This window comes from Methylomagnum ishizawai (assembly GCF_900155475.1).
Lineage (GTDB): Bacteria > Pseudomonadota > Gammaproteobacteria > Methylococcales > Methylococcaceae > Methylomagnum > Methylomagnum ishizawai_A.
Genome location: NZ_FXAM01000001.1, coordinates 582,330 through 608,719, shown reverse-complemented (window position 1 = coordinate 608,719; position 26,390 = coordinate 582,330). Strand labels below are relative to the sequence as shown.

Below are 26,390 nucleotides of genomic sequence, written 5' to 3'. Positions count from 1 at the left end.
TTACGGTGGGGTTGAAACAATGAAATTCGAACTCGTGGATTCTTACAGCCAGAGCGCCGTCATCAAGGTGATCGGCATCGGCGGCGGTGGCGGCAACGCCGTCAACCATATGGTCAACAGCAGCATCGAGGGCGTGGATTTCATCTGCGCCAACACCGACGCCCAGGCGCTCAAGAGCATCCGGGCGCGTTCGGTGATCCAGCTCGGCAACGCCCTGACCAAGGGCCTGGGCGCGGGGGCCAACCCCGAGATCGGCCGCCAGGCCGCGCTCGACGACCGCGACCGCATCATGGAAGTGCTGGAAGGCGCGGACATGGTGTTCATCACCGCCGGCATGGGCGGCGGCACCGGCACCGGCGCGGCCCCGGTCATCGCCGAGATCGCCAAGGAAGCCGGCATCCTGACCGTGGCCGTGGTCACCAAGCCCTTCCCGTTCGAGGGCAAAAAGCGCCGCGACCTCGCGGAAAAGGGTATCGACGAACTCAGCCAGTTCGTGGACTCGCTCATCACCATCCCGAACGAAAAACTGCTGTCGGTGCTGGGCAAGGACGTGAGCCTCATCAGCGCCTTCGCCGCCGCCAACGACGTGTTGCTGGGCGCGGTGCAGGGCATCGCCGACCTCATCACCCGCCCCGGCCTCATCAACGTGGACTTCGCCGACGTGCGCACGGTCATGTCGGAAATGGGCATCGCCATGATGGGCACCGGCATCGGCCTCGGCGACCACCGCGCCCGCGAAGCCGCCGAAAAGGCCATCGCCAGCCCGCTGCTGGAAGACATCAGCCTGAGCGGTGCCCGCGGCGTCCTGGTCAACATCACCGCCTGCCAAGACCTCTCCATCGGCGAGTTCGGCGAAGTAGGCGAAACCGTGCGCGAATTCGCCTCCGACGAAGCCGTGGTGGTGATCGGCACCGCCATCGACCCGACCCTGGAGGACGAAGTGCGCGTGACCGTGGTGGCCACCGGCCTGTCCAGCCAGCGCCAAGCGGTCGAAGCCCCGATCAAGCTGGTGCGCAATACCTCCGGCGAGGTCGATTACGGCACCTACGAACGCCCGGCCAAATTCCGCAAGGAAGCCAAATCCGAAGGGCGCAACGAAACCAAGAAGGATATGGACCTGGAATATCTGGACATCCCGGCCTTCCTGCGCCGCCAAGCCGACTGAAGCGACGCTTTCCCCCGCTTCCAGAATGGGTGGCCAGGACCCGCCGCCCATTCCCCCCTTGCACGGTCTTTATCTTTCCAGCCCGGACGTGGCACGGGCCGTGCAGCTTCCTCCCTGTGGGTGGCCTAACCCACACGGACTCCATCCAATACTTCCAATAGGTGAACCGGATGATCAGGCAAAGAACACTGAAGAATGTCATCAGAGCGACCGGCGTGGGTTTGCATACCGGCGAAAAGGTTTATCTCACCCTGCGCCCGGCGGCGGCCAACACCGGGATCGTGTTCCGCCGGGTGGACCTGCCCGAGCCGGTGGTGATCGAGGCCCGGCCCCAGAACGTCGGCGAAACCACGCTGTCCACCACCCTGGTCAAGGACGGCGTGAAAATCTCCACGGTCGAGCATCTGCTATCGGCGCTGGCGGGCCTCGGCATCGACAACGCCTACGTCGATGTCAGCGCCCCGGAAGTGCCGATCATGGACGGCAGCGCCGGTCCCTTCGTCTTCCTGATCCAATCCGCCGGGGTCGAGGAACAGAACTCGCCCAAGCGCTTCATCCGCATCAAGAAGGCGGTGCGGGTCGAGGACGGCGACAAATGGGCCTGCTTCGAGCCTTACGACGGCTTCAAGGTGACTTTCACCATCGATTTCGACCACCCCGCCTTCCTCAAGGACACCCAGACCGCCAGCATCGACTTCTCCTCGACCTCGTTCGTGAAAGAAGTCAGCCGGGCGCGGACCTTCGGCTTCATGCGCGATATCGAAGCGCTCAGGAAGCGCCGCTTGGCCCTGGGCGGCAGCATGGACAACGCCGTGGTGGTGGACAATTATCGTGTGCTTAACGAAGACGGTCTTCGCTACGCGGACGAATTCGTCAAGCACAAGATTCTCGACGCCATCGGCGATTTGTATTTGCTGGGCCATAGCCTGATTGGCTCGTTCACCGGCCACAAATCCGGCCACGGCCTCAACAACCAATTGCTGCGCGAACTCCTGTTGCAAACCGACGCCTGGGAAGCGGTCACTTTCGACGACGACGAAGTGCTGCCGATCTATTTCATGCGGCTCGCCCAAGGGGCGCGCTGACCGCCTGTGATTCCCGGCGGGACGGCCCCGGCCGCCCGCCCCGACGCTTACAACACAGCCATTCCATAAGAAACCATCATGCGCAGGGTCATTTTCAATCAGAAAGGGGGGGTGGGTAAGTCCACGATCACCTGTAACCTCGCCGCCATCAGCGCCGCCGAGGGCAAGAAAACACTGGTCATCGACATGGATATCCAGGGCAATTCCACCCATTACCTGCTCGGCGACAAGGTGCCCGACCCCGACGCTACCCTGGCGCATTTCTTCAAGGAAACCCTCAGCCTCAACCCGTTCAGCAAGGGCCAGGAAGGACTGGACGACAACATCCACGCCACGCCCTTCCCCAACCTCTACGTGCTGCCCTCGCACCCGGAAATGGAACCCCTGCAAGGCCGTTTGGAATCGCGCTACAAAATCTACAAGCTGCGCGAGGCGCTGGACCAGCTCCAAGGCTATGAGCGCGTCTATATCGACACGCCGCCGATCCTGAATTTCTTCAGCCGCTCGGCCCTGATCGCCAGCCATGCCTGCCTGATCCCCTTCGATTGCGACCAATTCTCCCGCGACGCCCTCTACACCCTGCTCGCCGCCATCGCCGAGATCAAGGCCGACCACAACAACGGCCTAGAGATCGAGGGCATCATCGCCAATCAATACCAAGGCCGCGCCACCCTGCCCCGACAGATGGTGAACGCCCTCCTGTCCGAAGGCCAGCCGGTGCTGAAAACCAAGCTCTCCCCCTCGGTCAAGGTGCGCGAATCCCACAGCCAATCCCAGCCCTTGATCCATTACGCGCCGGACCACAAGCTGACCAAGGAATTCAAAGCCTTGCACAAGGAAATCCACAAGAAGCAGGCTTGATCTCCCTGGCGCATTTTCACATTGCCTGTAGGGCTATCCCGGTGGGCATAAGTGCGTGCCCACCCTACGGCTGAGCGTACACCCAAACCGAACATGCCCTAGCCCGGACCGACCGAAACGGAATCCGGGCCACGCACTCCAGGGAAGCGAACCCCAAATCCCCCGCCCGATCAACCCCTGGAGCCTTTCCATGCACCGCAACAAGCTTTGGCCGCTGCCGCTCTCCCTGCGCGTCGTGATCGCGGTCACGCTCGGCATTTCGCTCGGGGCTTGGAGCGGCACCCGGCCTTTCCTCTGGGGGCTGGACACCGGTCATCTAGGCCAGCTCGGCCTCCTGGTCATCCGCCTGCTGAAGGCGCTGGCCGTGCCCTTGATCCTGTTCGCCATCCTCGACGCCTTCACCCACGCGCCCATCACCGCCAAGAGCGGCGCGCGGCTGGTCGGCATCTGCCTGGTCAATGTCTCGGTGGCCTTCGCCATCGGCCTGACCCTGATGAACAGCTTCGAGCCAGGCCGGGCTTGGCAAGGCCATATGGAACAGCTCACGGCCCAGGTTCCCAGCGCCCCCGACAAGGCCAAGGCGGCGGCGGACGCCTCGCTCGACCCGCTCAAGAACCTCTCGGGCTACATCCCGCAAAGTCTGGTCGAACCCCTGGTCAGCAACAATGTGATTTCGGTGGTGTTGATCGCCCTGTTGTTCGGCGCGGCCCTGCGCTGGCTGAAAGAGCGCCAGGGCGAAACCGATGTGGCCGATATCCGCCCGCTGGAAAACCTGATCGCGGCGGTTTATCAAATCCTGGTGAAGGCGCTAGGCTGGGTGGTGCAACTGGTGCCCTACGCGGTGTTCGGGCTGGTGGCGCAGGTGGTGGGCAAGGCCGGGGTCGGCATCTTCGCGCAACTGGCCGGCTTCCTGGGCATCATCAGCCTGGGACTGTGCCTGCACGCGCTGGTCTATTATCCGCTGATGGCCTGGCTGGCCGGGGGCAAGCCGCCCCAGGTCTATCTCAAACAAGGGGCCGACGCCGTGCTGACCGGGCTTTCGACCAATAGCAGCCTCGCCACCATCCCCATCACCCTGCGCTGCCTCGACACCATGGGCGTCTCGGCCCGCTCGGCCCGGCTTGCCGCCTGCGCCGGCACCAACCTCAACAACGACGGCGTGACCCTATACGAAGCCATGGCCGCCCTGTTCCTGGCCCAGGCCATGGGTTACGCCCTGGGCTTGGAGCAACAGGCGGTGATCGTGTTTTCGGCCCTGATGGCCGGGGCGGGCATCGCCGGCATCCCGGAGGCGGGGCTGATCGTGCTGCCCTTGGTGCTGAGCGCGGCGGGGTTGCCGGAAGCGGTGGTCGCCGCCGCCATCCCCTTGATCGCCCCGGTGGATTGGATCATCGCGCGGATACGCTCGGGCGTGAACGTGCTGAGCGATATGCTGGTGGCGATCCTGCTCGACGCCTGGGAACGCCGCCGCCCAAGCTGAGCGAGCCGACCACAGCGGGAAAACCCCCGCGTTCCTCCACCCGGCATCCAGGTCCGACCCGCCATGACACCCAAAATCCTCCCAACCTCCCTGTTCCGCCGCATGGTGCCGGGCCTGGCCGGCCTCGCGCTGACCGCCTGCGCCCATGATCCCCACACCCTCCTCGACACCTTGCGGACCCACCGGCTCGTCGATCTTTCCCATCCCTTCGCGGTCGATATTCCGCATTGGTCCGGCTTTCCGCCCGCCACCCGCACCACGCTGTACGATTATCCCCAGGCCGGTTTCAAGGCCGAGCAATACTGCCATGTCGGCCAATGGGGCACCCATATCGACCCACCCGGCCATTTCTTCGCCCAGTTGCGGATGCTGGATGCCATCCCCGCCGGTGAAATGCTGATGCCCCTGGTGGTGATCGATGTGCATCGGCAAGTCGCGGCCAACCCCGATTACACCGTGACACTGGCCGATATTATCGATTGGGAGCGCCGCCACGGGCCGGTGCCGGCGGGCAGCTTCGTCGCCCTGCGCACCGACTGGTCCAAGCGCTGGCCGGACCAGGCCAAGATGCTGAACGCCGACGCCCAGGGCGTCAAACATTATCCGGGCTGGTCGCTGGAACCCCTGAAATACCTCTACGAAACCCGTAAGATCACCGCCTCCGGCCATGAAACCACGGATACCGATCCGGGGCTTTCGACGTCCAAGGATGATTATTCGCTGGAAAGTTATGTCCTGGGCACCAACCATTATCAGGTCGAGTTATTGGCCCATCTGGACGCGGTGCCGGAAGCCGGAGCGGTAGCGCTGGTGGTTTGGCCGAATGTGGCGCGGGGCACGGGGTTTCCGGTGCGGGTTTTGGCTCTCGTCAACCCTGCGCCATAATCGCGGTTTATAAAGATGAAAAAAATCCTATCCCGCCTATTCCTGCTATTTCCCCTAGCGGCGAGCGCCGAAGACCGGCAAATCGCCGGGATTTTCGCCCAATACCACGCGGAAGGCACCCTCGTCCTCTCCGCCCTGCACAGCGGGAAAACCTATCTCCATAACGATATCCGGGCGGAACGCCGGTTTTCCCCGGCCTCGACCTTCAAAATCCCCAACACCCTGATCGCGCTGGAAACAAAAGCCAGCACCGGCCCGGACGACACGTTCAAATGGAATGAACAAACCTACGATTTCCCGGATTGGAACCACGATCAAACCTTGGCTAGCGCGTTCAAGGTGTCTTGCGTCTGGTGTTATCAAGAACTGGCGCGGCGGGTGGGCGCGGAGCAATATCGGGATTATCTGCGCCGGATGGATTATGGGCATTTGCAAACGCCGTTCGAGACCACCACATTCTGGCTGGACGGCTCCTTGCAAATCAGCCCGCTGGAGCAAATCGCCTTCCTGAAAAAACTCTACCGGCGCAGCCTACCTTTCGGCGCGGCGGCTTATGAGGGTTTGCGGCAAATCATGCTGGCGGAAGCCACCCCAGATTTCAAACTGTACGCCAAAACCGGCTGGGCGGCGCGGATGCAACCCCAAGTGGGCTGGTATGTGGGCTATGTCGAGACTCTGAGCGAAGTATGGTTATTCGCCCTGAATATGAACATCCATGGGGAACAGGATTTGCCCTTGCGCCAAAAAATCACCCGCGAGGTTCTGGCGGCGAAGGGTATTCTGAAAAAACCCGACTGAATCCCCGGTTCATCGGCGCGGGCCGGATTTCTTCCGCTTCGGCGAAGATTCGACCCGCCGCCGCTTGGGCGCGGTGGGTGTATCCATACCGCCCCGCGCCGCCGCCTCGTCCGGCAAGGTCGCCCGGCACCCCGCCGCATAGCCCGAACAGCCCCAGAACCAGCCATTGCGCCCATTGATCCGCCGCATCGGCTGGCCGCACTCGGGGCAGGCGCGGGTCGGGGCCGTAGTGTCCACTTGCGCTTTCGGCACACCGGAACGCCGCGCCGCGCCTTCCGACGGCGGCAACGCGCCGATCTCTTGGCGCAGGATGTCGTAGGTGGCCGCGACCACGCTGCGGTATTGGCGCTCGCCACGGGCGATCTCGTCCAACTGGTCCTCCATGCGGGCGGTGAAATCGTATTCCAGGAAGCGGAACGAGAGCTTGAGCAGATCCACCACGGCCTTGCCGATATCGGTCGGGTGCATGATCTTCCCTTTCAACACCACATAGCCGCGCCGCACCAAGCCTTCCATGATGGCGGCATAGGTCGAGGGCCGCCCGATCCCCAGCCGTTCCAGCGCCTTGACCAGACCGGCCTGGGTATAGCGCTTGGGCGGCTCGGTCTGTTTCTGGATCAGTTTCCCATCCTTGGCGATGAGCGTATCGCCGGGCTTGAGGACTGGGATCGGGTTGTCGCGGTTCTCGGCTTCCAACTCGTCAGCGGCATCGCCACCGGCCAAAGCCAGCCAACCGGCGGACTTGAGCTTTTCGCCCTTGCCGCCGAAGCGGATGGTCTTGCCGTCGAGCGGCTCCACCGATTCCAGCACCACCTGCCGCACATCGTAGACCGCCGCCGCCAATTGCGAGGCCACGGCCCGTTCCCAAATCAGTTGGTACAAAGCCCGTTCGCTGGCATCGCCCCCGGCGGCGCGGTGTTCGATATGAGTCGGGCGGATGGCTTCGTGGGCTTCCTGGGCGGCGGCTTTAGCCTGCCAGCGGCGCGGGGACGGGGCTAGCGGCAAGTTTTGGCCCTGGGCGTAGGCGCGGATATCGCGGATGGCCTCGTCCGAAAGATTGGGGCTGTCGGTGCGCATATAGGTGATCCAGCCCTGCTCGAACAAGGCTTGCGCCACGTCCATGGTTTTCTTGGGATTGAGGTTGAGCTTGGCCGAGGCGGCTTGTTGCAGGGTGGAGGTGGTGAAGGGCGCTGGCGGTTCGGCGCGGCGCTCGCCATCCTTGAAGCCGACCACCTTCACCGCGCGGATTGCGGCGACGCGCTGGGCGAACGCCAGATCGGTCCAATAGTCCTGGTCTTCCGGCAACAGCGGCTTGGGCAGCCAATGCGCCCGCCAATCGCCGTGCGGCCCGTCGAAATATAGGGTCACGCCGTAATGGGTGATGGGCTTGAAGTTCTCGATCTCGCGCTCGCGGTCCACCACCAAGCGCAAGGCCGGGGATTGCACCCGCCCCGCCGACAGCCGCGACGCCATGCGGCGGCACAATTCCGGCGACACCAAATACCCCACCAAGCGATCCAGCGAGCGCCGGGTTTCCTGGGCCGCGACCAAGTTGAGGTCGAGCTTGCGCGGTGCCTGCACCGCCGCCCGCACCGCCTTCTCGGTGATTTCGTGGAAAGTGACCCGCGCCGGGTTTTTCAGGCCGACCGCCATTTGGATATGCCAGGCGATGGCCTCGCCTTCGCGGTCGGGGTCGGTGGCGAGATAAACCTCGCGGGCGGTTTTCGCCAGCGCCTTGAGCTTTTGCACCTGGGGCTTGGCGCGGTCCAGCACCACGTAGCGCGGTTTGAAATCGGGCGGTTCCAGGCCCATCTCGCGTTCGGGCAGGTCGCGGATATGGCCGCAACTGGCTTCGACGGTCCAGCCCGGCCCCAAGAGGCTGCGGATTTTGCGGGTCTTGGTGGGGCTTTCGACGATGAGCAGCCGGTCAGTGTTCGGCATCGGTGTAGAACACGTTGTCCTCGCCACCTTCCCGCAGCGCGATGCGGATGATCTGGGCCTCGAAGGAAGCCGCCTGCGCGTCCGAGAACGCCGGGCGGGCGGCGGTGGGGTCGGGATAATATTTGCGGATCACCGGGCGCATCTTGTCTTCGTACACGGGTTCGGCGACCGGGATCAAGGTGCCGGAGGACATGGCGAATCCGGGCAAGGGCAACAAACGCCCGGCCACGATCAAGCCCGGTTCGGCGGTTTCGCTCAAGGCGATATCGATCAAATCGAAGCGCTCGCCGCCCAAGAGGTCGCAAAGCGAAGCGCCCCGGCGGCGATGCTGGATGGCTTCCACCCGGAACAAGGAATAGCGGGATCGGCCCATGGCTTCCAACAGCGCGGCCTCGGTGGAACCGGGCGCGGGCGGATGTTGTTCGCGGTGGCGGTCGAGGACGCTCTTGTCGGCGCGGCGGTAATGGTGGAAGCAGTAGTCGTAGACGATGGCGATTTCATCGTCGTTGTTGAGGATCAAGGTGCCGGCCTTGACCAGGCCCAGTTTCTTACCGCATTCCGGGACCGCCGCCTTGGGCACTTCCTTGGCGAGGGCCAAGTTGAGTTGAACCGCGGCTTTGCGGACTTCCTGGTAGCGGTCGCTGAGGTCGTCGTCGCGGGCGGCTTGCTTGCCGAAAACGAAAGAGAACAGCCATTTCATGGTGGGTTCGCCGGGAGGTTGGGAATCGGGGCGGGGATTTTACCTTGAAGCGGCGGGTACTGGCCGGGCGGTGTTGCAATCCAAAGGGTTAGGCGTGGCGCTCCGGCACTACCAGACAGAGTCGATCCGAGCAAGCACTGCTGTTCGGGGTACGTTTGGGTCAAGATATCGGCGGTCTCCGCAGGGATTCCAAGACTCAAGGTCGGCATGATCGATCTCCTGCGGATGCGGTCCCGGAATTACAACGCCCCCTATCCACCCCCCACCTCAATACGCTAGATTTCCCCTCCAACCTCCTCCCGGAAACTTGTCCATGCGCTCTTTCGCCAATTTCATCCTGCGCCATCCGCTGGCCGCCGTGTTGATCGCGGGCCTGTTCGGCATCCTGGCCTTGAAAATCCCGCCCTTCGCCCTGATCTCGGCGGCGGCGGTGGGTTTGTACGCCCTGCGCCAGGGCGGGCTGCCCGGTGTCCTGGTCATGCTGGGCGCGGGGCTGGTGGTCGCGGGCGGCTGGTTTTGGCTCGGCTCGCGGCCCGGCTTGGATTTCCCCTTGGTGTTCGCGCTGTGGCCGCCGCTGCTGCTCGCCGCCGGAACCCTGCGCCGCACCGAATCCCAAGGCGCTGCCCTCCTGGTGGTGGGCCTCTGGGTGGGCTTGTTCATCCTGGCGATGCACCTCGCGACCGGGGATGTGGTCGCGTTCTGGAAGGCTTGGCTGCACCGCGCCGTGGCGGCGGTGCCGGGCGCGACCGTCAAGGGTTTCGAAGAGAACGACACCCTGCGCATCATGAACGGCCTGCTGGCCGTGCTGTACGGGCTCAGTCTGATGCTCGGCCTCTTGTTCGCCCGCTGGCTGCAATCCCTGATGTATAACCCCGGCGGCTTCGGCCCGGAATTCCGGCGGCTGCGCCTGCCGCGCCTGGCCTTGCTCGTGACCGTCGCCCTGATCTGGCTCTCGGGCTATTTCAGCCCCGTCTTGCTGGCCGATTTGTTCATGGCGGCGATGATGCTGTATTTCTTCGTGGGGCTGGCCGTGATCCATGGGGTGATCGAAGTGCGCGGCATGAACCGGGGCTGGGCCTTGCCGGTCTACATCGTGCTGGTGTATTGGCCGCAATTCGCGCTGTCGGGGCTGGCCTTGGTGGGCGCTATCGATGCCTTCGTCGATTTCCGCGCCCAGCAGCCCGCCCCACCCCCAACCTGAACCCATCCCGCCACCCAGGAGCCGCCCCGCATGATTCCCTACCGCGATACGATTCCCCTGCGGTATACGCCCTGGATCACTTGGGGCTTGATCCTGGTGAACTTCCTGGTGTTCGCCTACAGCGAATGGTTGCCGCTGGAAGCCCATAACTATTTCAACTATCTGCATGGCTTGGTGCCGGCCCGCTATACCTTCCCGGAATGGGCGGGCAAGGCCGGTTTTCCGGCGGGGGATTACACGCCGTTCGTGACCTCCATCTTCATGCACGGCAGTTGGCTGCATATCGTGACGAATATGTGGATGCTGTGGATTTTCGGCGATAACGTCGAGGACCGCATGGGCGGGGTGCGTTTCTTGGCGTTCTATCTCTTGTGCGGGCTGGTGGCGGGCGGGCTGCATGTGTATTTCAATCCGCAATCCCTGGTGCCGACCTTGGGGGCTTCCGGGGCTTTGGCCGGGGTGATGGGGGCTTATTTCTTCCTGTTCCCCTATGCCCGCATCGTGATTTGGGTGTTCTTCCTGCCGTTATTCGTGCGGGTGCCGGCCATCGCCTTCCTGGGGGTATGGGTCATCATCCAGTTCTATAAAATCACCACGCCCGCCGCCACGGGCGATCACATCGCCGATGTGGCCTGGTGGGGACATTTGGGCGGTTTCAGCGCCGGGATGTTGTTGTACCGGCTGTTCTTGCTGCCGGAGCGCAACGAACCGGAAGATTCGCCCTTCACCCGCTGGGACCGTAGGGCGGAATAGCGACAGCGTATTCCGCCACCCGCCCCTAATTTGACGAACCCACCCGCCCATGAACTACCAGCCCCATCCCGCCGAACGCATCGCCCACCACACCGACCGCGCCCGCTTCCTGGATTCGCTGCGGCCCCATTTCCCGGAAGACGCCGTGCTTTCCGAACCGGAAGACCTCCGGCCCTATGAATGCGACGGGCTGTCGGCCTACCGGGTCGTGCCCTGGTTGGTGGTCCTGCCCGAGACTGTGGAACAAGTGCTGAGCGTGCTGCGCCTGTGCCGGGAACACGGCGTGCCGGTGGTGGCGCGGGGCGCGGGTACGGGGCTATCGGGCGGTGCCCTGCCGGTCGAAAACGGGGTATTGCTCAGCCTCGCCAAATTCACCCGCATCCTCGCCATCGACCCCGACAACCGCTGCGCCCGCGTCCAACCGGGTGTGCGCAATCTGGCGGTCTCGGAAGCCGCCGCGCCCTATGGCCTTTATTACGCGCCGGACCCGTCCTCGCAAATCGCCTGCACAATTGGCGGCAACGTGGCTGAGAATGCCGGCGGCGTGCATTGCCTGAAATACGGGTTGACCGTGCATAACCTCCTGGCGGTGCAGCTCGCCACCCTGGACGGCGAACTCGTCACCCTGGGCGGCGGCGGGCTGGACGCGCCGGGCTACGACCTGCTGGCCCTGGTTTGCGGCTCGGAAGGCTTGCTGGGCGTGATCGTGGAAATCACCGTGAAGCTGTTGCCCCTGCCGCCCAGGGCGCAGGCGGTGCTGGCGGCCTTCGATAGCATCGAAACGGCGGGCGCGGCGGTGGCGGCAGTAATCGCGGCGGGGTTGTTGCCCGCCGGTTTGGAGCTGATGGACAACACCACCCTCCGCGCCGTGGAAGCCTATCTCCATCCCGGCTATCCCGAGGACGCCGCCGCCCTGGTGCTATGCGAGCTTGACGGGCTGCCGGAACAAGTCGCCGCCGATATTGAAACAGCCGAGGCGGTATTGCGGGCCGGTGGCGCCGTGGCAGTCCGCCGCTCCCAGAGCGAAGCCGAGCGCAAAAGCTTCTGGGCCGGACGCAAGGCGGCGTTCCCGGCGCTGGGTCGCCTGGGCTTCGATTATTACTGCATGGACGGCACTATCCCGCGCCGCCATCTGGCCGGGGTGCTGCGGCGGATCGGCGAGCTTTCCGGGGAATACGGGTTGGGCGTCGCCAATGTCTTCCATGCGGGCGACGGCAACCTGCATCCACTTATCCTGTACCATGCCAACAGCGCCGACGAATTGGCGCGGGCCGAAGCCCTGGGGGCGCGTATCCTGGAATTGTGCGTGGAAGTCGGCGGCACCGTGACCGGCGAGCATGGCGTCGGGATGGAAAAACTGGACCCGATGTGCGCCCAATTCTCCGGCCCGGAACTGGCCCGCTTCCACGCCGTGAAACAGGTGTTCGACCCCCAAGGCTTGCTGAATCCCGGCAAGGGCGTGCCCAGCCTCAACCGTTGCGCGGAATACGGGGCCATACATATCCACGGCGGATGCTGGCCGCATCCCGAATTGGAGCGGTTTTAATCGGGTGAACCCATGAATGGACCGGAAACACGGGAGTGAAAAAAGTGGCGATGCTCGACACGCATAAACTGGCCCGGAAACTCAGGGAATCCGGCTTCGACGAACGCCACGCCGAAGGGCTGACCGATGCGCTGCGGAGCTTGGAAATCGGGCGCGACCACGCGACCCGCCGCGATTTGGAATTGGTCCGGCAAGAAGTGCGGGATTTGGAATTCCGCATCGACGCCCGGTTGCAAGCGCTGCGGGGCGAATTGACGCTGATCAAACTGCTATTGCTGGCGGTCGTGGCCGGGATCGGGGCCATCGCGGGCAAGCTGTATTTTTGAATCCACCCAAAACCAAAACGGCGCGGCGGGGGAAGTGGCTTCCCCCGCCGCGCCGCTTTTTATCCATCCCACCCGGCTGGAGTCCAAAGCAAGCTTTGGACTCCAAGCCTCCGGCCTACTCGGCGCTCAACAGCTTGCCATAGACCGGCTGGCCGTTGATGTCCTTGAACTGCACGGTCAGCGCCTGGGTGGCCGGGTCGATATCGACCTGGCCGAAGAACTGGTAGCCGGCGTAGGGCGAGGAATTCTGGACCGCCGGGGCGATCTCGAACACCGGCTGGATGCCGAAGGTTTGGTCCTTGGTGTTCGGGCCGAAGCTGCCCGCGTTGAGGGGACCCGCGACGAATTCCCAGAACGGCAGGAAGTCATTGCTGGCCGCTTTCGAGGGATCGTAGTAGTGGGCGGCGGCGTAATGCACATCGGCGGTCAACCACACGATGTTCTTGATGCCCTGGGCCTTGATGAAGCTCAGCAAGCCGGCGATTTCCAGTTCGCGCCCCAGGGCCGGGCCGTTGTTGCCGTTGGCGATGGCTTCCCAACGCGGGGTGCCGTCGGGATTGGTGCCGTCGCCGACGTTCAGGCCGATGGGCATGTCGGCGGCGACGACCTTCCATGTGGCGGTGGATTTTTTCAGGCCGTTTTCCAGCCACGCCACCTGCTTGCGGCCCATGAAGGCGGTGTCCGGGCCGGGCGCGGCCTGGAGGTTGGCGCTGTTGGGACCGCGATAGCTCCGCATATCGAGGACGAACACATCCAGCAAGGGACCATAGGAAATCTTGCGGTAGACCCGCTCCGGCTCGTTCGCGCCCTCGGGACGCAGCGGCGCGTAATCGTGGAAAGCGATATCGGCCCGCGCCACCAGGGTCGGGATATCCTTGACGGTGTAGCGCGGATCGGCGCTCAGGTCTTTGGCATCTGACCAGTTGTTCACCACCTCGTGGTCGTCCCATTGCCAGATTTGCGGCACCTCGGCGTTGAAGCGGCGGACGTTCTCGTCCAGGAGGTTGTATTTGTAGCGGCCCCAGAATTCGGCCTGGGTCTCGGCCACCTTGGAGACTTCCGGGGTGACGATGTTGGTCCAGGTCTTGCCGTTCTCGGCGGTGGCGCTGGGCAGGATGACGCCGTCGGCATAGATGTTGTCGCCACTGTGGATGAAGAATTGCGGGTTGACCTGGCGCATGGCCTCGTAAATCTTCATGCCGCCGAAGGCGAGGTTGATGCCCCAACCCTGGCCGTTGGTGTCGCCGCCCCAGACGAAGCGGATGGCCTCGCCGGGCGCGATGGTGTGGAACTGGCCCAACACCGGCACGCTCTGATTGCGGGCGTTGGTCAAGTCCTCGAACCAGACCTTGACGTAGACATCCTGGCCCAATTTCAGGCCAGTCAGTTCCTGGCGCACGATGAAATCTTCGCCCGCCGTGGCATAGGAGCCGCGCACGACCTTGGAACCTTTGAATTTATTGTTGTAGGCATATTCGACCATCATGCGGGCTTCGCGGTCGGCGCGGCTCCACACGATGACATTGCCGCCTTGCAAATCGCCGAACTGGACGCCCTGGTCCATCGCGGGACCGGCGGCGGCGACGGCTTGGGTGCTGGCGCAGCCCATCATCAAAGGCAAGGCGATCAAGGCGGTGCCGAGGCGGAAGTTGCGTGGGTTCATCGTTATCCTCGCTTAGTTATATGGAAGTTGTAGTGAACCGCGGCCAGGTGTGTTTCCGCGTGAAAGTCCGGTTGCAAGTCGATGAATCGACCCTCCCGGCCTGTGTGATACTTAACCCTACTCCACAGCGCGGTATCGAACCATGAACCAAAAACTCACCCCCCACGAAGCCCGCATCATCGGTGCCCTGATCGAAAAGGAAATCACCACCCCCGAGCAATACCCCCTGTCGCTCAACGCCCTGACCGCCGCCTGCAACCAGAAAAGCAACCGCGACCCCGTCCTCGACCTCGCCGAAACCACGGTAAAACAAACGGTCGATGGGCTCATCAAGCGCTATCTGGTCAGCACCCTGACCGGCGGACGGGTGGTCAAATACCGCCAGCGCTTCTGCAATTCGGCCTTCGGCGATGTGCAACTCAACCCGGTCGAGGTCGGCGTGATCTGCGAACTGCTGCTGCGCGGCCCGCAAACACCGGGGGAACTCCGCACCCATGCCGAACGCCTGTGCAAAATCAACGATCTGGCCCAGGTCGAAACCGCGCTGGCCCGGCTGGCCCAGCGCGACCCGCCGATGGTGGAAAGCCTGGCCCGCGAACCGGGCAAACGCGAAATCCGCTACCGGCATCTTTTGGGCGACGCGGACCCAAGCCATCTCTTCAGCCCGGCGGAAATCCAGGCCAGCGGCCATCACCCAGGCTCCGACCGCGAGCGCATCACCGCGCTGGAAAAAGAGGTGGCCGAACTCCGCGCCGAGGTCGAGCGCCTGCGGCAGTTGTTCGAGTGAAGGCCGCGGCGGCCCGCCGTCCCCGGCCCGCGCCTATTCCCGACCCCGGCGCGATGTTATGATCGCTATCCCTTTGATTTCTAGGTTCCCGCCATGTCCGCATCCGCTTTAGCCCTGACCGATTTCGCCCTGCTCGACGACGCCGAATGCGAGGCGCGCCTCCTCGCCGCCAAGCACGCCTTGGGTCAACGCTGCGTGATCCTCGGCCATCATTATCAGCGCGACGAGGTGTTCCGCCATGCCGACCTCACCGGCGATTCCCTCAAGCTGTCGCGGGAAGCCGCCCAGTCGGAGGCCGAATATATCGTGTTCTGCGGCGTGCATTTCATGGCGGAAGTGGCCGATATCCTGTCGCGCCCGGAACAAATCGCCATCCTGCCGGATTTGGCGGCGGGCTGCTCGATGGCCGATATGGCCAACCTCAAGGCGGTGGAGCGCTGCTGGCGCGAACTGGCCGAAGTCATCGATCCCGACCAGTGCGTGACGCCCGTCACCTACATCAATTCGGCGGCGGATTTGAAAGCCTTCTGCGGGCGGCATAACGGCACCGTCTGCACCTCCAGCAACGCCCGCAAAATCCTGGAATGGAGCTTCGATCAGCGCGAAAAGGTGCTGTTCTTCCCGGACCAGCACTTGGGGCGCAACACCGGCTACCGCATGGGCCTCCCGCTGGACCAGATGGTCACTTGGGATTTCACCCAGCCCCGTGGCGGCTTAACCGTCGAGCAAATCAAGAACGCCCGCATCATCCTGTGGAAGGGCTTTTGTTCGGTGCATCAGATGTTCCGGCCCGAGCAGATCGACCGCTTCCTGGAACGCCACCCGGATACCCAAGTCATCGCCCACCCGGAATGTTCGTTCGAGGTGTGCGAGAAAGCCCAATATATCGGCTCCACCGAATATATCCTCAAGACCATCCGCGAAGCCGAACCGAATACCCGCTGGCTGGTCGGCACCGAACTCAATATGGTCAACCGACTGGCGGACGAGGTGCGGCCCCACGGGAAGGCAGTGCATTTCATGTCGCCGACCGTGTGCATGTGTTCGACCATGTTTCGCACCGACCCGCAGCACCTGTTGTGGGTGCTGGAAAACCTGGCGGCGGGCAACGTGGTGAACCGGATCAAGGTGAACGATGGCGATGCCCATGCGGCGCGGCTGGCCTTGAACCGGATGTTGCAGGTGACTTGACCATGCGCCACCACAAGGGCAAGGCGATACTCGCCAGCCTATTGGTCGCCCTCGGTGGCTGTTCGTTCTTCACCGGCCCGGATGCCCCTTCGCCGGGCGAGATCAAGGCGGCCATGGCGGAGTTTTCGGCGCGGGGTGGATATATCCATTCCACCGCGCCCGCCACGGTCTCGCTGCGTGAAACCTGGAAGGATGGGCCGACCGCCTTGGATATCTCGGTGCTATCCCCGGATCAGCCGGGAAGTTATCCCCTGGTCGTTTATTTTCCGGGCCTGGGCGAGGACGCCACGGCGGGCGGACTCTGGCGGCAGGCTTGGGCCAACGCGGGCTATGTGGTGTTCACGGCGCAACCCGCGGCGGTGGGCAACGCGCTCAAGGCGCTCGGCCCAGGCCGGAACCACGATTTACCCGCCATCGGTCGGGAATACTTCGCGGCGACCGCCTTGGAAAACCGCTTGCCCCATCTGGTCTGGGCCTTGGGGGAATTCCGGCGGCGGGCTGCGGCCGGACTCGCCCCGTTCGCCCACGCGGATACGCAACGGTTGGCCCTGGTCGGCTACGACCTGGGTGCCCAGGCCGTCACGGCCCTGGTAGGTGGAAAACTGGGTGCGGCCCGGCCCGACCTGCCAGGATTGGCTATCCGCGCCGCCATCACCCTGAGCCCCTCGGTGGACTTGGCGGCGGGCAATCCGGCACACCATTACAGCGACATACAAACCCCCTTGCTGGTCGTTACCGCCAGCGGCGACGAAGACCCCTATGGCATCACCAGCCCCTCGCTCCGTACCGCCCTGTGGAAATACGCGCCCGCCCAAGGCAAATATCTCCTACTGCTGCGCAACGGCTCGCACCGTTGGCTAAGCGGGGCCGGGCCGGAACAGCGGCACGAAGGTGCCGACGGCGACGGCCCGGACGACGGACAGGACGGCTTTTTCGGTGGGGGCGGGCCTTTTCCAGCCGGGGATGGCGGCGACCGGCTCCGGGCCGATGCGTTCGGTGGTAGCGGCGGCGGCGGCGGCGGCGGCGGGGGACGCGGCGGACCGCCGGGCGGTGGTCCTCCCGGCGCGGCGGACGGATTCCACCGACCGGATGGGCCCAGTTCACAAGCGCAACACCTGGCGGCGGTGCGCGATATCACCACGGCATTCCTGGACACCCAACTGAAGTCCGATGCCGACGCGCGGCGGTGGTTGGACGGCGGACGGGCTGCCCGGTGGTTGGGCCGCTATGGCGATTTGAAGGCCAAGTGAACCGGGATCGCCGGGCGGGATCGTTCGCGTCCACCCACAAAAAAGCCGACCCGGAGGTCGGCTTTTCCGCATCCCCAAAGCGGGGCGGTCTTATTCGGCGGGGAACGCCTTGTTCGCGTAAGCGGGCAAACGCGGCATCTCGATCTTGGGGAACTCGCCGGTCAGGCCGTTGAGGAAGGCCACGATGTCGGCGCTCTGTTCGGCGGTCAAGTCCTTGTTGAGTTGCAACTTGGCCATGATCTTCACGGCGTCCTCCAGGTTCTGCACCTTGCCGTTGTGGAAATAGGGCGCGGTCAGGGCGATATTGCGCAGGGTCGGCACCTTGAACAGGTGCGCGTCGGCGGCGTTCTTGGTCTCGGCCTGGCGACCCAGGTCGGCGCTGAAGTTGTACATGGCTTCCAAAGCGCCATTGTCGTTGGCCGGGAACTTCTGATAGAAGCCGGTGCCTTCCGGCAGGGTCGGGCCGTTGAAGGCCGGGCCGGAATGGCAGGACACGCAACCCACGTCGGCGAAGGTCTGCATCCCGCGGGCCTGTTGTTCGGTCAGGGCGCTCTTGTCGCCGCCGACGTATTTGTCATACGGGCTGTTCGGGGTGATCAAGGTGCGCTCATAGGCGGCGATGGCCTTGGCGGCGTTGTCGGCGCTGATGGAATCGGGACCGAAGGCGGCGGTGAAGGCGGCTTGGTAGCCCGGCATGGCCTTCAAGCGGGCGACCACATCGTCCCAGCTCTTCATGCCCATCTCGATGGGATTGGTGACCGGGCCTTTGGCCTGGGCTTCGAGGCTGGGGGCACGACCATCCCAGAACTGCACGGAGTTGAAGGCGGAATTCCACACGGTCGGGGCGCTGCGACCGCCGCGCTGGTCCTTGACGCCGATGGAGCCGCTGCGGTTATCCTCGCCGCCGTTCATCACATTGTGGCAGGAGTTGCAGGACAACACGCCGTTGGCGGACAAGCGGGTGTCGTGGTAGAGCATCTTGCCCAGTTCCACCTTGGCGGGAGTGGTGGGATTGTCGGCGGGTTCGGGGGCTTTGCCGGGCAGGGCTTGCCATTCGGCGGCCATGGTCCCCAGCGATGCCGCCAGGAGGACCGTGCCAATCAAGAGCTTGGTTTTGAACATGGGATGCTGCTCCTCTTATCAGTCAGCTGATGTGCTGTTCGGCATAGGATTTATTGTCGATCCGCGGGCACCGCCCGCTACTCGCTTGGAAAAGCCCCTGGAAGCATGGTGGAAAACGCGCTGTTGGCGTCAACCCGAAAGGCTGCGTATCCGGGCAGGGCGACACCTTATAGTGAAATACTCCGACAATTGCAACCAACCCCGGCGACCCGCCCGCCCCTAAAAAAAGACCCACCGGAAGGTGGGTCAACAGAGAGGAAGAACACTTGCTATGACCGTCCATGGCCCGCACGGTTCACGCGCTCCGGGACAATAATCCGTGTACTCACTTAAACTTTACGGCACACCCATCGCGCCCGAGCCACACCATGAACCAGCCCCCCCGAACCGGCGCCGCCCCGCCGCCCCGCCGCCGACCGCCGATGATTCCCCGTCCGCCGCCTCGCGGGTGGTGCATTACCACAAACCCGGATACCCGCCCAAACGCAACCGGCTTGCCATCGTCACCCGGCTCGTGGCGGCGGGCACCTGGCTATTGATCCTGGGACTGGTTGCCACCTTGCTCAAGCAATTGCACACCCGCCAGCCCGCCAGCCCGTCCCCGCCCGCCGCCAAGGTCGAAGCCGCGGCCCCCACCGCACTGGAACCGCCGCCGGAAACCGCGCCGACACCGGAACCCGAAGCGACCGCGGCCACCGCCCCGGAACCTGCGGCCCCGCCCGAAACGCCAGTATCAACCCCCGCCGCGCCCGAATCCCCGGCCCCGATACAAGTCGCGGAAGTGGTGATCACCCCGGCCAAGAACGGCAATTTCTACGCGCCGGGCGAGATCAACGGGAAGCCTGTCACCTTCGTGGTGGACACCGGGGCCAGTTTCGTCTCGATCCCGGACAAGCTGCGTTGGAACCTGAATCTGACGCGGGGCCAGTATGTGCAGACCATGACCGCCAATGGCGTGGCCGGGATGTACGCGGCCAAGGTCGATGCCCTGAAACTCGGCCCGATCCGCTTGAAGAATATCGAGGCGGTACTGATTACTGCCCCGATGCCCGGCGACGTGGTGTTGCTGGGCATGAGCGCCCTGCGCGAACTGCGGATGCAGCAAGAAAACGGCCAGTTGATCCTGCAACAGGATGTCGCGCCCGGCACCGGCCCGGACGAGGCGGCGGCCCCCCGGCCCGCGCCGCCCGCCGCGCTGAAGAAATCGGTGAGCGAATGCATGGGCGGCGACAAGGTGGTCAATGCCCGCGTGCTACGGTGTATGCGGGGCGAGGACGGAGAGTCGGCGGCGGAATAGCCGCTTTAAGGGGCGGGCACCACGTTCTTCTGGACGATGCGCTGCTGGAAGGTGAACACGCCGGGATCGTCCCGCTCCACCGTGACCTTCAGCCAATGCGCGTTGACGGTGCCGAAGGTTTCCACCCGGGTGAAATTCTCCAGCCGCGGCGCGGGGTTTTCCCACGGCATGGGCTGGGTTGGCAGCTTGGGGTCGAAGGGCACCGTGGGCAGCGGCTTGTCGATGCGGAAATAATGGCTGTCGCCATGGACCAGCACCACCGGCTTGCCGAAGGCGCGGGTTTCGGCTGCCAGGGCGGCTAGGAAATCCTGGTAGGCGGTGAGGCCCGACGTGGGAATCGCATCCCAAGGATTGGCCTGGATGACCAGCATCAGGCCGGCCAATCCCCCGCGTTGCGCCAGCGCGAACGACTCCCGCAACCAAGCGAGGTTCCGCCGTTTGCGGATAGCTTCCTCGGCGCGGTTGGCGGCATCCCAGGCCGCATTGCCGGTGGACGCCAAACCATCGTTGCTACCGGGGATGTTGAGGGTCACGAACATCGCGCCGCCCTGGGTCCAGCGCAGGTTTTCGGGATAATCCCGGCCCTGGCGCTCCAAGGACAGGGACTCGACCCCTAAGCTGGGGGAGCCGTAGGGATGGAAGATCGCGCGCAGCTTGGCCAGGCGTTCCAGCGGGTTGTAGCGGCCCGCGCCCGCCCGGTGGCAATCGGTCCATTCGTTGTCGCCGAACACATAGATGAACGGCTTGGCGAAGGCGTCGAATTCGGCGCGGCGGGCTCGGAACAGGGCGTCGGAGCAGGGGCTGGAACCGCTTTTGATATCGCCATCGTGGATCACGAAGGCTATCGAGGGATCGGCGTTGATATCCTCGCGCAGGTTCGGGAAGCGGGCGGCTTGGGAATCATCGTATTCCTGGTCGCCGATCAGGGCGAACGAGAAAGCTTGGCAAGCATCGGCACCCAGTAGGAGCGCCAGGACAGCCCCGGCGGACAAGGCTTTTTTAAAGGACATGGCGTTTTCCTATCGACGGATTGAACGGGCCGCGCCGCACCCAAACCCGGTGCGGGCGGCTTGATGGGACCGGGATTCCGGCGGGTCGGCAACCAGGCGTTCTATGCTATCCTTCGCGCGTCCGCGCGACCGGACCCCCCATCGCCTTCCGCCCCATACACCATAACCAAAATGGAGCCGTCCATGGAAAAGCCTTATATCCTGCACATGTTCACCCCCGAAAAGAACCTCAGCCCGTTCGATGTCAACATGGCCCTGGACGCCGGCTGGACCGCGGCCATCCCCTACCTCCATGTGGAACTGGGCGAGGTGCAAGCCTTGGTGCAGGACTCGATCTTTTCCCGTGGCCCCAAGGGCGTGAAGCGTACCGGCCTGTTCTTCGGCGGGCGCGATGCCAAGCTGGCGGTGGACATGCTCAGGACCGCCCAGAAATCCATGGTGCCACCGTTCGAGGTCTCGGCCTTCGCCGATCCCAGCGGCGCCTACACCACGGCGGCGGCGATGGTCGCCTGCGTCGAGCGGCAGTTGCAGACGAAGTTCGACACCGGACTCGAAGGCAAGCATGTATTGTGCCTGGGCGGCACCGGCCCGGTCGGCCAGATCGCCGCCGCGCTCTCGGCCAAGGCCGGGGCCAAGGTCAAGATCATCGGCCGCCAGTTGGAAAAAGCCCAGTCCGTCGCCGCCCTGGTCAACGCCGAATTCGGCGGCGGCGCGACCCAGATCGAGGGCGACGCCGACGCCAACAAGGGCGAACTCATCAAAACCGCCGATGTGGTGTTCGCCACCGCCGCCGCCGGTATCCAGGTCTTGAGCGCCGAACTGGTCGCCGCCGCCCCCGTGCTGAAGGTCGCCGCCGACGTGAACGCCGTACCGCCCTCCGGTATCGCCGGGCTGGACGCCTTCCACCAGGGCACACCCATCGAAGGCTCGAACAGCGGCGCGGTCGGGGTCGGGGCGCTCGCCATCGGCAATGTCAAATACAAGACCCAAAGCGGCCTTTTGGCCCGGATGCGCGAAACCGACCAGCCGGTCTACCTGGCTTTCGACGACGCCTTCGCCCTGGCCCGCACAATCGCCGCCCGGCTTTGAGCCCGGACCCCGCGACATCGCCCATCCCCCCGCCCCGTTCCCGCGCCCATGCGGGAACGCCCCACGGCCCCGCGACGCAAGGTCGCCACGCAGCAGCCCCGCGCCCCCGCGTGGGACGCCCCGATTCCCTATCGCAAGAGGTTTCCCCATGGAAAAACGCACCGTACTCCACATGTTCGACCCCATGCCCCATGTCAGTCCCTTCGATATCAACATGGCGGTGGACTCGGGCTTCGAATCGATCTTCACCTATAACAACGTGGCCCTGGAACAAGTCAACGGCCTGGTGCAGGACGCCATCTTTTCCCGTGGCCCTGCGGGCGTGAAACGCACCGGCCTGTTTATCGGTGGGCGCGACCTGGGCTTGGCGCTCAACATGCTGGACATCGCCAAAAACGCCATGGTGCCGCCGTTCGAGGTCTCGGTGCTGGCCGATCCCAGCGGGGCTTGCACCACCGCCGCCGCCCTGGTCGCCTGCGTCGAGAAGCAGTTGCGGATCAAGCACGGGGTCGGCTTGGAGGGGCTGTGCGGCGTGGTCTATGGCGGCACCGGCCCGGTGGGCATCGCCACCGCCGTGATCGCCTCGCTGGCCGGGGTGGATGTGAAGATCGTCGATCCCTTCAACATCAACACCGCCCTGGAAAAGGCCGACGAATACAACGCCCGTTGCGGGGCCAAGTTGAAAGGCACCTACGCCAGTTCCGACGCCGACAAGGCCCGCTTGATCGCCCATGCCGATATCGTATTCTGCACCGCCAAGGCCGGGGTGCAGGTGTTGAACGCCGATATCCTGGGCGATGCCAAGCAATTGAAGGTGGCGGGCGATATCAACGCGGTGCCGCCCCTGGGCATCGAGGGCGTGAAACGGATGCACAATGGCGAACCCCTGGTCCACGCGGTGAATTCGCCGGGCGCGGTGGGTATCGGCTCGCTGGCGGTGGGCGATGTGAAATACAAATTGCAACACGCCTTGCTGGCCTACCTGCTCACGGCGGCAAAGCCGGTATTCCTGGATTTCCGGGAGGCGTTCGAGCGGGCGCGGGAGTTGGTTTAATCCCAGCCACGCGGGGCGGGCGTCAAGACCCGCCCCGTCCGCCGCCTATAATGTGCGCCGCATTATTCAAGGACAAACCGCCACCCCCAAAGGCCGGTCCGGCTTCGCCACCCCCTGCTTCCCCGGCAGGATCTCGGTCAGCAAGCCGCTGATCCGGCCCGCATTCCCGCCCAACCGCTCCCGGTAGATCGCCACATAGGCCAGGACCGCGCTCACATACTGGCGGGTTTCGCTGTAGGGGATGGTTTCGATCCAGATATCGGCGGGCAACGGGCCGGAGGCGGGCAACCAGCGCTCGACCCGGTTCGGCCCGGCGTTATAAGCGGCGGTGGCCAGGGCGAAACGGTTGCCGAAACGGTCCAACAAACCCCGGAAATAAGCCGAGCCATAGCGCAGGTTCACCCGCGGTTCCAACAATATCCGCTCCGAAGTCCACGCCTCGTTCAAACTGCGGGCCACGTCCTGGCCGGTGCCGGGCATGATTTGCATCAGCCCCAAAGCCCCGGCGCTAGATTTGGCCCCGGGATCGAACGCGCTCTCCCGCCGCACCAGCCCGTAAACCAGCGCCGGCTCCAGATTGCGCTCGCGGGCTTCCTGGGCGATGGCCTCGCCATAGGCCAAGGGGAAGCGCAAGGACAAATCGCCCTGGTTTTCGGACTTGGCCAGCGCGGTGATCGCCAGCCGGTCCCAGCCCCATTGCTGGGCCAGCTTGGCGGCGATGAGCCGGTCCTGTTTGGACAGCGCATCAAGCGCGTACAACCATTCCTTTTGCGCTTCGCCGGGCCGGTTCAGGGCGCGGAATTCCTGGATGGCGCGGAAAGCCGGGGTCGCGGCCAGCCGTTGCACCTCGGCCTCGGCGACCGGCGTCGGCTCGAACGACAAGGGATATTTCGCCCCCACCCGGTCCGCCGCCGCGAAACCGTGGAAATCCCGCTCGCCCGCCAAAGCCTTGTACACCTCCAAGGCGGCGGTGTTATCGCCCAAGGCTTCCAAGGCCCGCGCCCGCCAATAGCGCCAAAGGTTCTGGCTGCGCTCGGAGGCGTCGAGTTGTTCCAGGCCGAGCAGCACGCCGGGCCAATCCTGCCGCAGCAAGGCGGCGCGGATGCGCCAAGCGCGGGTCTGGGCATCGGCCACGCCGTCCGGCAAGGTGCCGAGATAGGTTGCCGCCTGCGGATAGCGCTGGGTGGCGAGCGCGATGGCGAGACGGCGGTCGATCCGGGCCTGTTCCCCCGGTTCGATACGGAATTCGCCGCGGCGCAGGTTCCACACACCCAGCGCCCGCAAAGGCTCGTCCCCCGCCAGCCGGTCGATGCCATGGGCGAAAATCCGGCCCTGGCGGGGATCGGCGGGCTTCCACCCGGCGCATTGCTCGACCAACCGGGGATTGTCGTGGACCGCGAGCCAGAAATCGGCGGTGGCGCGGTCCTCCTGGGCGGGCAGCAAATCGCGCAGGGCGTGGGCCAGCGGGAGGCGGTGCTTGTCGAGGGCCAGCCCCAAGCGTTTCCAGACCTGCTCCGGGGTAAAGGCGGGGCTGGCTTGCCAGACGGCGAACAAGCGGTCGCAGTTGGTCGGGCGGGACTCGGCGGAATCCCATAGTTTGGCCGCACCGGCATAAGCTTCGGCGGCGCGGCCCAGGCGGTGGAGCGCCCAATAATAATCGCACTGGGCTTGGGGATCGTCGGAAGCTTGATAGGCCCGGACGTAATCGTCCCAGGCTTCTTTGCGGGCCAGGAATTCCAGCCATTGCCGCCGCAAGGGCGCGGCATAGCGGGTTTGACCATGGTGGGCCAGGAAGGCCGGGATTTCGGCTTCCGCGCCGGGCCGGTGGTCGAGCAGGCGGAAGCCGAGATAAACCTGGAGCGGATAGCCTTCGAGCGAATCGCGCAGATGGCGGGCTTCGTCGATGCGGCCTTGTTCCAGGGCTTGCTCGGCCTGGAGGAATAGCGCCCTTTGCGGTTCAAGACCGACAGGTTCGGCCAGCACCGCGCCCACCCAGGCGAAAAACCACAGCAGTCTTTTCAACATATTCCCTAACAACCGTTAGCCCGGACACCACGCCGGTATTATGGCCAGGATCGCCCGGACCCGCCTACCCGCCCGCCGCTCCACGTCATCGATCCGACGCGATTGGAGTCCAAAGCCAGCTTTGGACCCCAGTTTTACGCGGCTTCGACTGGCCGGGAACGCCCGGTTCCGGCATCCTGTGCCGCCTCCAGCCATCGGCAACGCTCCCGACCATGATTTACCAACCCCGCGATTTCATCCAAACCCCGGAAGGGCTCATCTTCGCCGTCGTGGACGGACATATAGAGGCGGGCCGCCTGCTGTGCTGGCTGCGCTATGCGCCGGTCGAGGGCCGCCGCCAGAAACTACGCACCGCCGCCGCCCAGGACTATCTCGCCGCCCACGCCCCGGACTACCTCTACACCTCGCGGCGGCTGGACACGCTTTTGCACGGCGTGCCCTTGGGGCGGATCGCCCGCCATCATCGGCCACGGACGCGGGTGCGGGAATTGCTCGGCGCGGCGCACCTCGACGCCATCGAGGCCAAGGCCGCGCACCTGCTGCGACTATTGGCCGGGATGGGACTGGACCTGGACCAAGTGGGGCTCACCGGCTCGCTCTTGATCGGAGCGCAAAATCCGGCTTCCGATTTGGATGTGGTGATCTATGGGCGGGCGGCGTTTTTCCAGGCCAGGGCGCTGGTCCGGCGGGCGCTGGCCGAAGGCGCGTTGGACGATTTGACCCCGGAGGATTGGCGCGACGCCTACGCCCGGCGCGGCTGCGCCCTCGGGTTCGAGGACTACCTGTGGCACGAGCGGCGCAAGTTCAATAAAGGCATGGCCGCGGGCACCAAGTTCGATATCAGCTTGATCGGCGAAGACGCGCCGGTGCCCGACTCCGGCCCGGTGCGTAAACTGGGCCGGACCCGCCTCCGCGCCCGCGTCCTCGACGCCGGTTTCGCCTATGACTGCCCGGCGGTCTACCGGCTGGACCATCCCGATATCGCCGAAGTCCATGCCCATACGCAAACCTACGCCGGTCAGGCCGAAGCCGGGGAAACCGTGGAAATCGCGGGCGTGCTGGAGGAAACGGCCCAGGGTTCGCGCCATCTGGTGGTGGGCACCAGCCGGGAAGCGCCGGGCGAATATATCAAGGTCGTGCGGGCACCGGACGCATAGGCAA

At 64.6% G+C, this 26,390-nt stretch carries 23 protein-coding genes; 17 read left to right on the top strand and 6 right to left on the bottom strand.

Going from position 1 to position 26,390, the window contains the following annotated elements:
* The first annotated feature begins 19 nt into the window (after positions 1 to 19).
* The 6 genes from ftsZ (at position 20) to blaOXA (ending at position 6,274) form a co-directional block, all read left to right on the top strand.
* Complete coding sequence (gene ftsZ, locus B9N93_RS02640) at positions 20 to 1,165, top strand: cell division protein FtsZ (RefSeq protein ID WP_085210636.1); 1,146 nt, start codon at positions 20 to 22, stop codon at positions 1,163 to 1,165.
* Positions 1,166 to 1,335: 170 nt separating this feature from the next.
* On the top strand, positions 1,336 to 2,250 hold the full coding sequence (lpxC, locus tag B9N93_RS02635; protein ID WP_085210634.1) for a UDP-3-O-acyl-N-acetylglucosamine deacetylase: 915 nt from the start codon (positions 1,336 to 1,338) through the stop codon (positions 2,248 to 2,250).
* Positions 2,251 to 2,328: 78 nt separating this feature from the next.
* Positions 2,329 to 3,111 carry a ParA family protein gene (locus tag B9N93_RS02630; protein ID WP_085210633.1) on the top strand — a complete coding sequence of 261 codons (783 nt, stop codon included), beginning with the start codon at positions 2,329 to 2,331 and terminating at the stop codon, positions 3,109 to 3,111.
* Positions 3,112 to 3,301: 190 nt separating this feature from the next.
* Positions 3,302 to 4,591: a dicarboxylate/amino acid:cation symporter gene (locus B9N93_RS02625; RefSeq protein ID WP_085210631.1), complete on the top strand. Its 1,290-nt coding sequence runs from the start codon at positions 3,302 to 3,304 to the stop codon at positions 4,589 to 4,591.
* 63 nt (positions 4,592 to 4,654) lie between these two features.
* A complete protein-coding gene (locus B9N93_RS02620; RefSeq protein ID WP_085210629.1) occupies positions 4,655 to 5,476 on the top strand; it encodes a cyclase family protein in 822 nt (273 codons plus the stop codon).
* 15 nt (positions 5,477 to 5,491) lie between these two features.
* Positions 5,492 to 6,274, top strand: coding sequence for a class D beta-lactamase (blaOXA, locus tag B9N93_RS02615; RefSeq protein WP_085210627.1), 783 nt, complete (start codon positions 5,492 to 5,494; stop codon positions 6,272 to 6,274).
* A 9-nt stretch (positions 6,275 to 6,283) separates the two neighbouring features.
* Here the strand turns inward: blaOXA and topA are convergent, their stop codons facing one another.
* Positions 6,284 to 8,215: a type I DNA topoisomerase gene (topA, locus tag B9N93_RS02610; protein ID WP_085210625.1), complete on the bottom strand. Its 1,932-nt coding sequence runs from the start codon at positions 8,213 to 8,215 to the stop codon at positions 6,284 to 6,286.
* Complete coding sequence (locus B9N93_RS02605; RefSeq protein ID WP_085210623.1) at positions 8,202 to 8,915, bottom strand: hypothetical protein; 714 nt, start codon at positions 8,913 to 8,915, stop codon at positions 8,202 to 8,204. Before B9N93_RS02605 ends, topA begins: the two co-directional genes overlap by 14 nt.
* 313 nt (positions 8,916 to 9,228) lie before the next feature.
* Between B9N93_RS02605 and B9N93_RS02600 the strand changes: the two genes are divergently transcribed.
* From B9N93_RS02600 to B9N93_RS02585, 4 genes are read left to right on the top strand one after another with little or no spacing between them, the layout of a single operon-like run.
* On the top strand, positions 9,229 to 10,116 hold the full coding sequence (locus tag B9N93_RS02600) for a hypothetical protein (protein ID WP_085210621.1): 888 nt from the start codon (positions 9,229 to 9,231) through the stop codon (positions 10,114 to 10,116).
* Between the two features lie 30 nt (positions 10,117 to 10,146).
* On the top strand, positions 10,147 to 10,869 hold the full coding sequence (locus B9N93_RS02595; RefSeq protein WP_085210619.1) for a rhomboid family intramembrane serine protease: 723 nt from the start codon (positions 10,147 to 10,149) through the stop codon (positions 10,867 to 10,869).
* Between the two features lie 49 nt (positions 10,870 to 10,918).
* On the top strand, positions 10,919 to 12,415 hold the full coding sequence (locus B9N93_RS02590) for an FAD-linked oxidase C-terminal domain-containing protein (RefSeq protein ID WP_085210617.1): 1,497 nt from the start codon (positions 10,919 to 10,921) through the stop codon (positions 12,413 to 12,415).
* A 35-nt stretch (positions 12,416 to 12,450) separates the two neighbouring features.
* On the top strand, positions 12,451 to 12,741 hold the full coding sequence (locus B9N93_RS02585) for a CCDC90 family protein (RefSeq protein WP_085210615.1): 291 nt from the start codon (positions 12,451 to 12,453) through the stop codon (positions 12,739 to 12,741).
* 115 nt (positions 12,742 to 12,856) lie between these two features.
* On the opposite strand, the gene B9N93_RS02580 is transcribed toward B9N93_RS02585, so the two are convergent.
* Complete coding sequence (locus B9N93_RS02580) at positions 12,857 to 14,404, bottom strand: alkaline phosphatase D family protein (RefSeq protein ID WP_085210613.1); 1,548 nt, start codon at positions 14,402 to 14,404, stop codon at positions 12,857 to 12,859.
* A 142-nt stretch (positions 14,405 to 14,546) separates the two neighbouring features.
* Here B9N93_RS02580 and B9N93_RS02575 point away from each other — a divergent pair, with 142 nt between their 5' ends.
* The 3 genes from B9N93_RS02575 to B9N93_RS02565 all read left to right on the top strand — a co-directional run bounded on the left by B9N93_RS02575 (position 14,547) and on the right by B9N93_RS02565 (position 17,632).
* Positions 14,547 to 15,191: a YceH family protein gene (locus B9N93_RS02575; RefSeq protein ID WP_085210611.1), complete on the top strand. Its 645-nt coding sequence runs from the start codon at positions 14,547 to 14,549 to the stop codon at positions 15,189 to 15,191.
* A gap of 93 nt (positions 15,192 to 15,284) precedes the next feature.
* Positions 15,285 to 16,382, top strand: a complete 1,098-nt coding sequence (gene nadA / locus B9N93_RS02570; RefSeq protein ID WP_085210609.1) for a quinolinate synthase NadA — start codon at positions 15,285 to 15,287, stop codon at positions 16,380 to 16,382.
* A gap of 2 nt (positions 16,383 to 16,384) precedes the next feature.
* A complete protein-coding gene (locus B9N93_RS02565; RefSeq protein ID WP_085210607.1) occupies positions 16,385 to 17,632 on the top strand; it encodes an alpha/beta hydrolase family protein in 1,248 nt (415 codons plus the stop codon).
* Positions 17,633 to 17,722: 90 nt separating this feature from the next.
* On the opposite strand, the gene B9N93_RS02560 is transcribed toward B9N93_RS02565, so the two are convergent.
* Positions 17,723 to 18,754, bottom strand: a complete 1,032-nt coding sequence (locus B9N93_RS02560; RefSeq protein WP_085210605.1) for a cytochrome-c peroxidase — start codon at positions 18,752 to 18,754, stop codon at positions 17,723 to 17,725.
* Positions 18,755 to 19,073: 319 nt separating this feature from the next.
* On the opposite strand from B9N93_RS02560, the gene B9N93_RS02555 reads away from it, so the two are divergent.
* The gene (locus B9N93_RS02555; RefSeq protein WP_125468804.1) at positions 19,074 to 20,051 is read left to right on the top strand and encodes a retropepsin-like aspartic protease family protein; all 978 of its coding nucleotides are present in this window, start codon (positions 19,074 to 19,076) and stop codon (positions 20,049 to 20,051) included.
* A 5-nt stretch (positions 20,052 to 20,056) separates the two neighbouring features.
* Here B9N93_RS02555 and B9N93_RS02550 read toward each other — a convergent pair whose 3' ends face one another.
* Complete coding sequence (locus B9N93_RS02550) at positions 20,057 to 21,061, bottom strand: hypothetical protein (protein WP_085210601.1); 1,005 nt, start codon at positions 21,059 to 21,061, stop codon at positions 20,057 to 20,059.
* 183 nt (positions 21,062 to 21,244) lie between these two features.
* On the opposite strand from B9N93_RS02550, the gene B9N93_RS02545 reads away from it, so the two are divergent.
* Together B9N93_RS02545 and B9N93_RS02540 are read left to right on the top strand one after the other, a co-directional pair.
* On the top strand, positions 21,245 to 22,150 hold the full coding sequence (locus B9N93_RS02545) for an NAD(P)-dependent methylenetetrahydromethanopterin dehydrogenase (RefSeq protein ID WP_085210599.1): 906 nt from the start codon (positions 21,245 to 21,247) through the stop codon (positions 22,148 to 22,150).
* A gap of 148 nt (positions 22,151 to 22,298) precedes the next feature.
* On the top strand, positions 22,299 to 23,204 hold the full coding sequence (locus tag B9N93_RS02540) for an NAD(P)-dependent methylenetetrahydromethanopterin dehydrogenase (protein WP_085210597.1): 906 nt from the start codon (positions 22,299 to 22,301) through the stop codon (positions 23,202 to 23,204).
* A gap of 66 nt (positions 23,205 to 23,270) precedes the next feature.
* Here the strand turns inward: B9N93_RS02540 and B9N93_RS02535 are convergent, their stop codons facing one another.
* Positions 23,271 to 25,229 (bottom strand): lytic transglycosylase domain-containing protein, encoded by a 1,959-nt coding sequence (locus tag B9N93_RS02535; RefSeq protein ID WP_085210595.1) that lies wholly within the window; start codon positions 25,227 to 25,229, stop codon positions 23,271 to 23,273.
* Between the two features lie 212 nt (positions 25,230 to 25,441).
* Between B9N93_RS02535 and B9N93_RS02530 the strand changes: the two genes are divergently transcribed.
* Entirely contained in the window at positions 25,442 to 26,386 is a 945-nt protein-coding gene (locus B9N93_RS02530; protein ID WP_085210593.1) for a hypothetical protein, read from the top strand.
* The last annotated feature ends 4 nt before the right edge of the window (positions 26,387 to 26,390 follow it).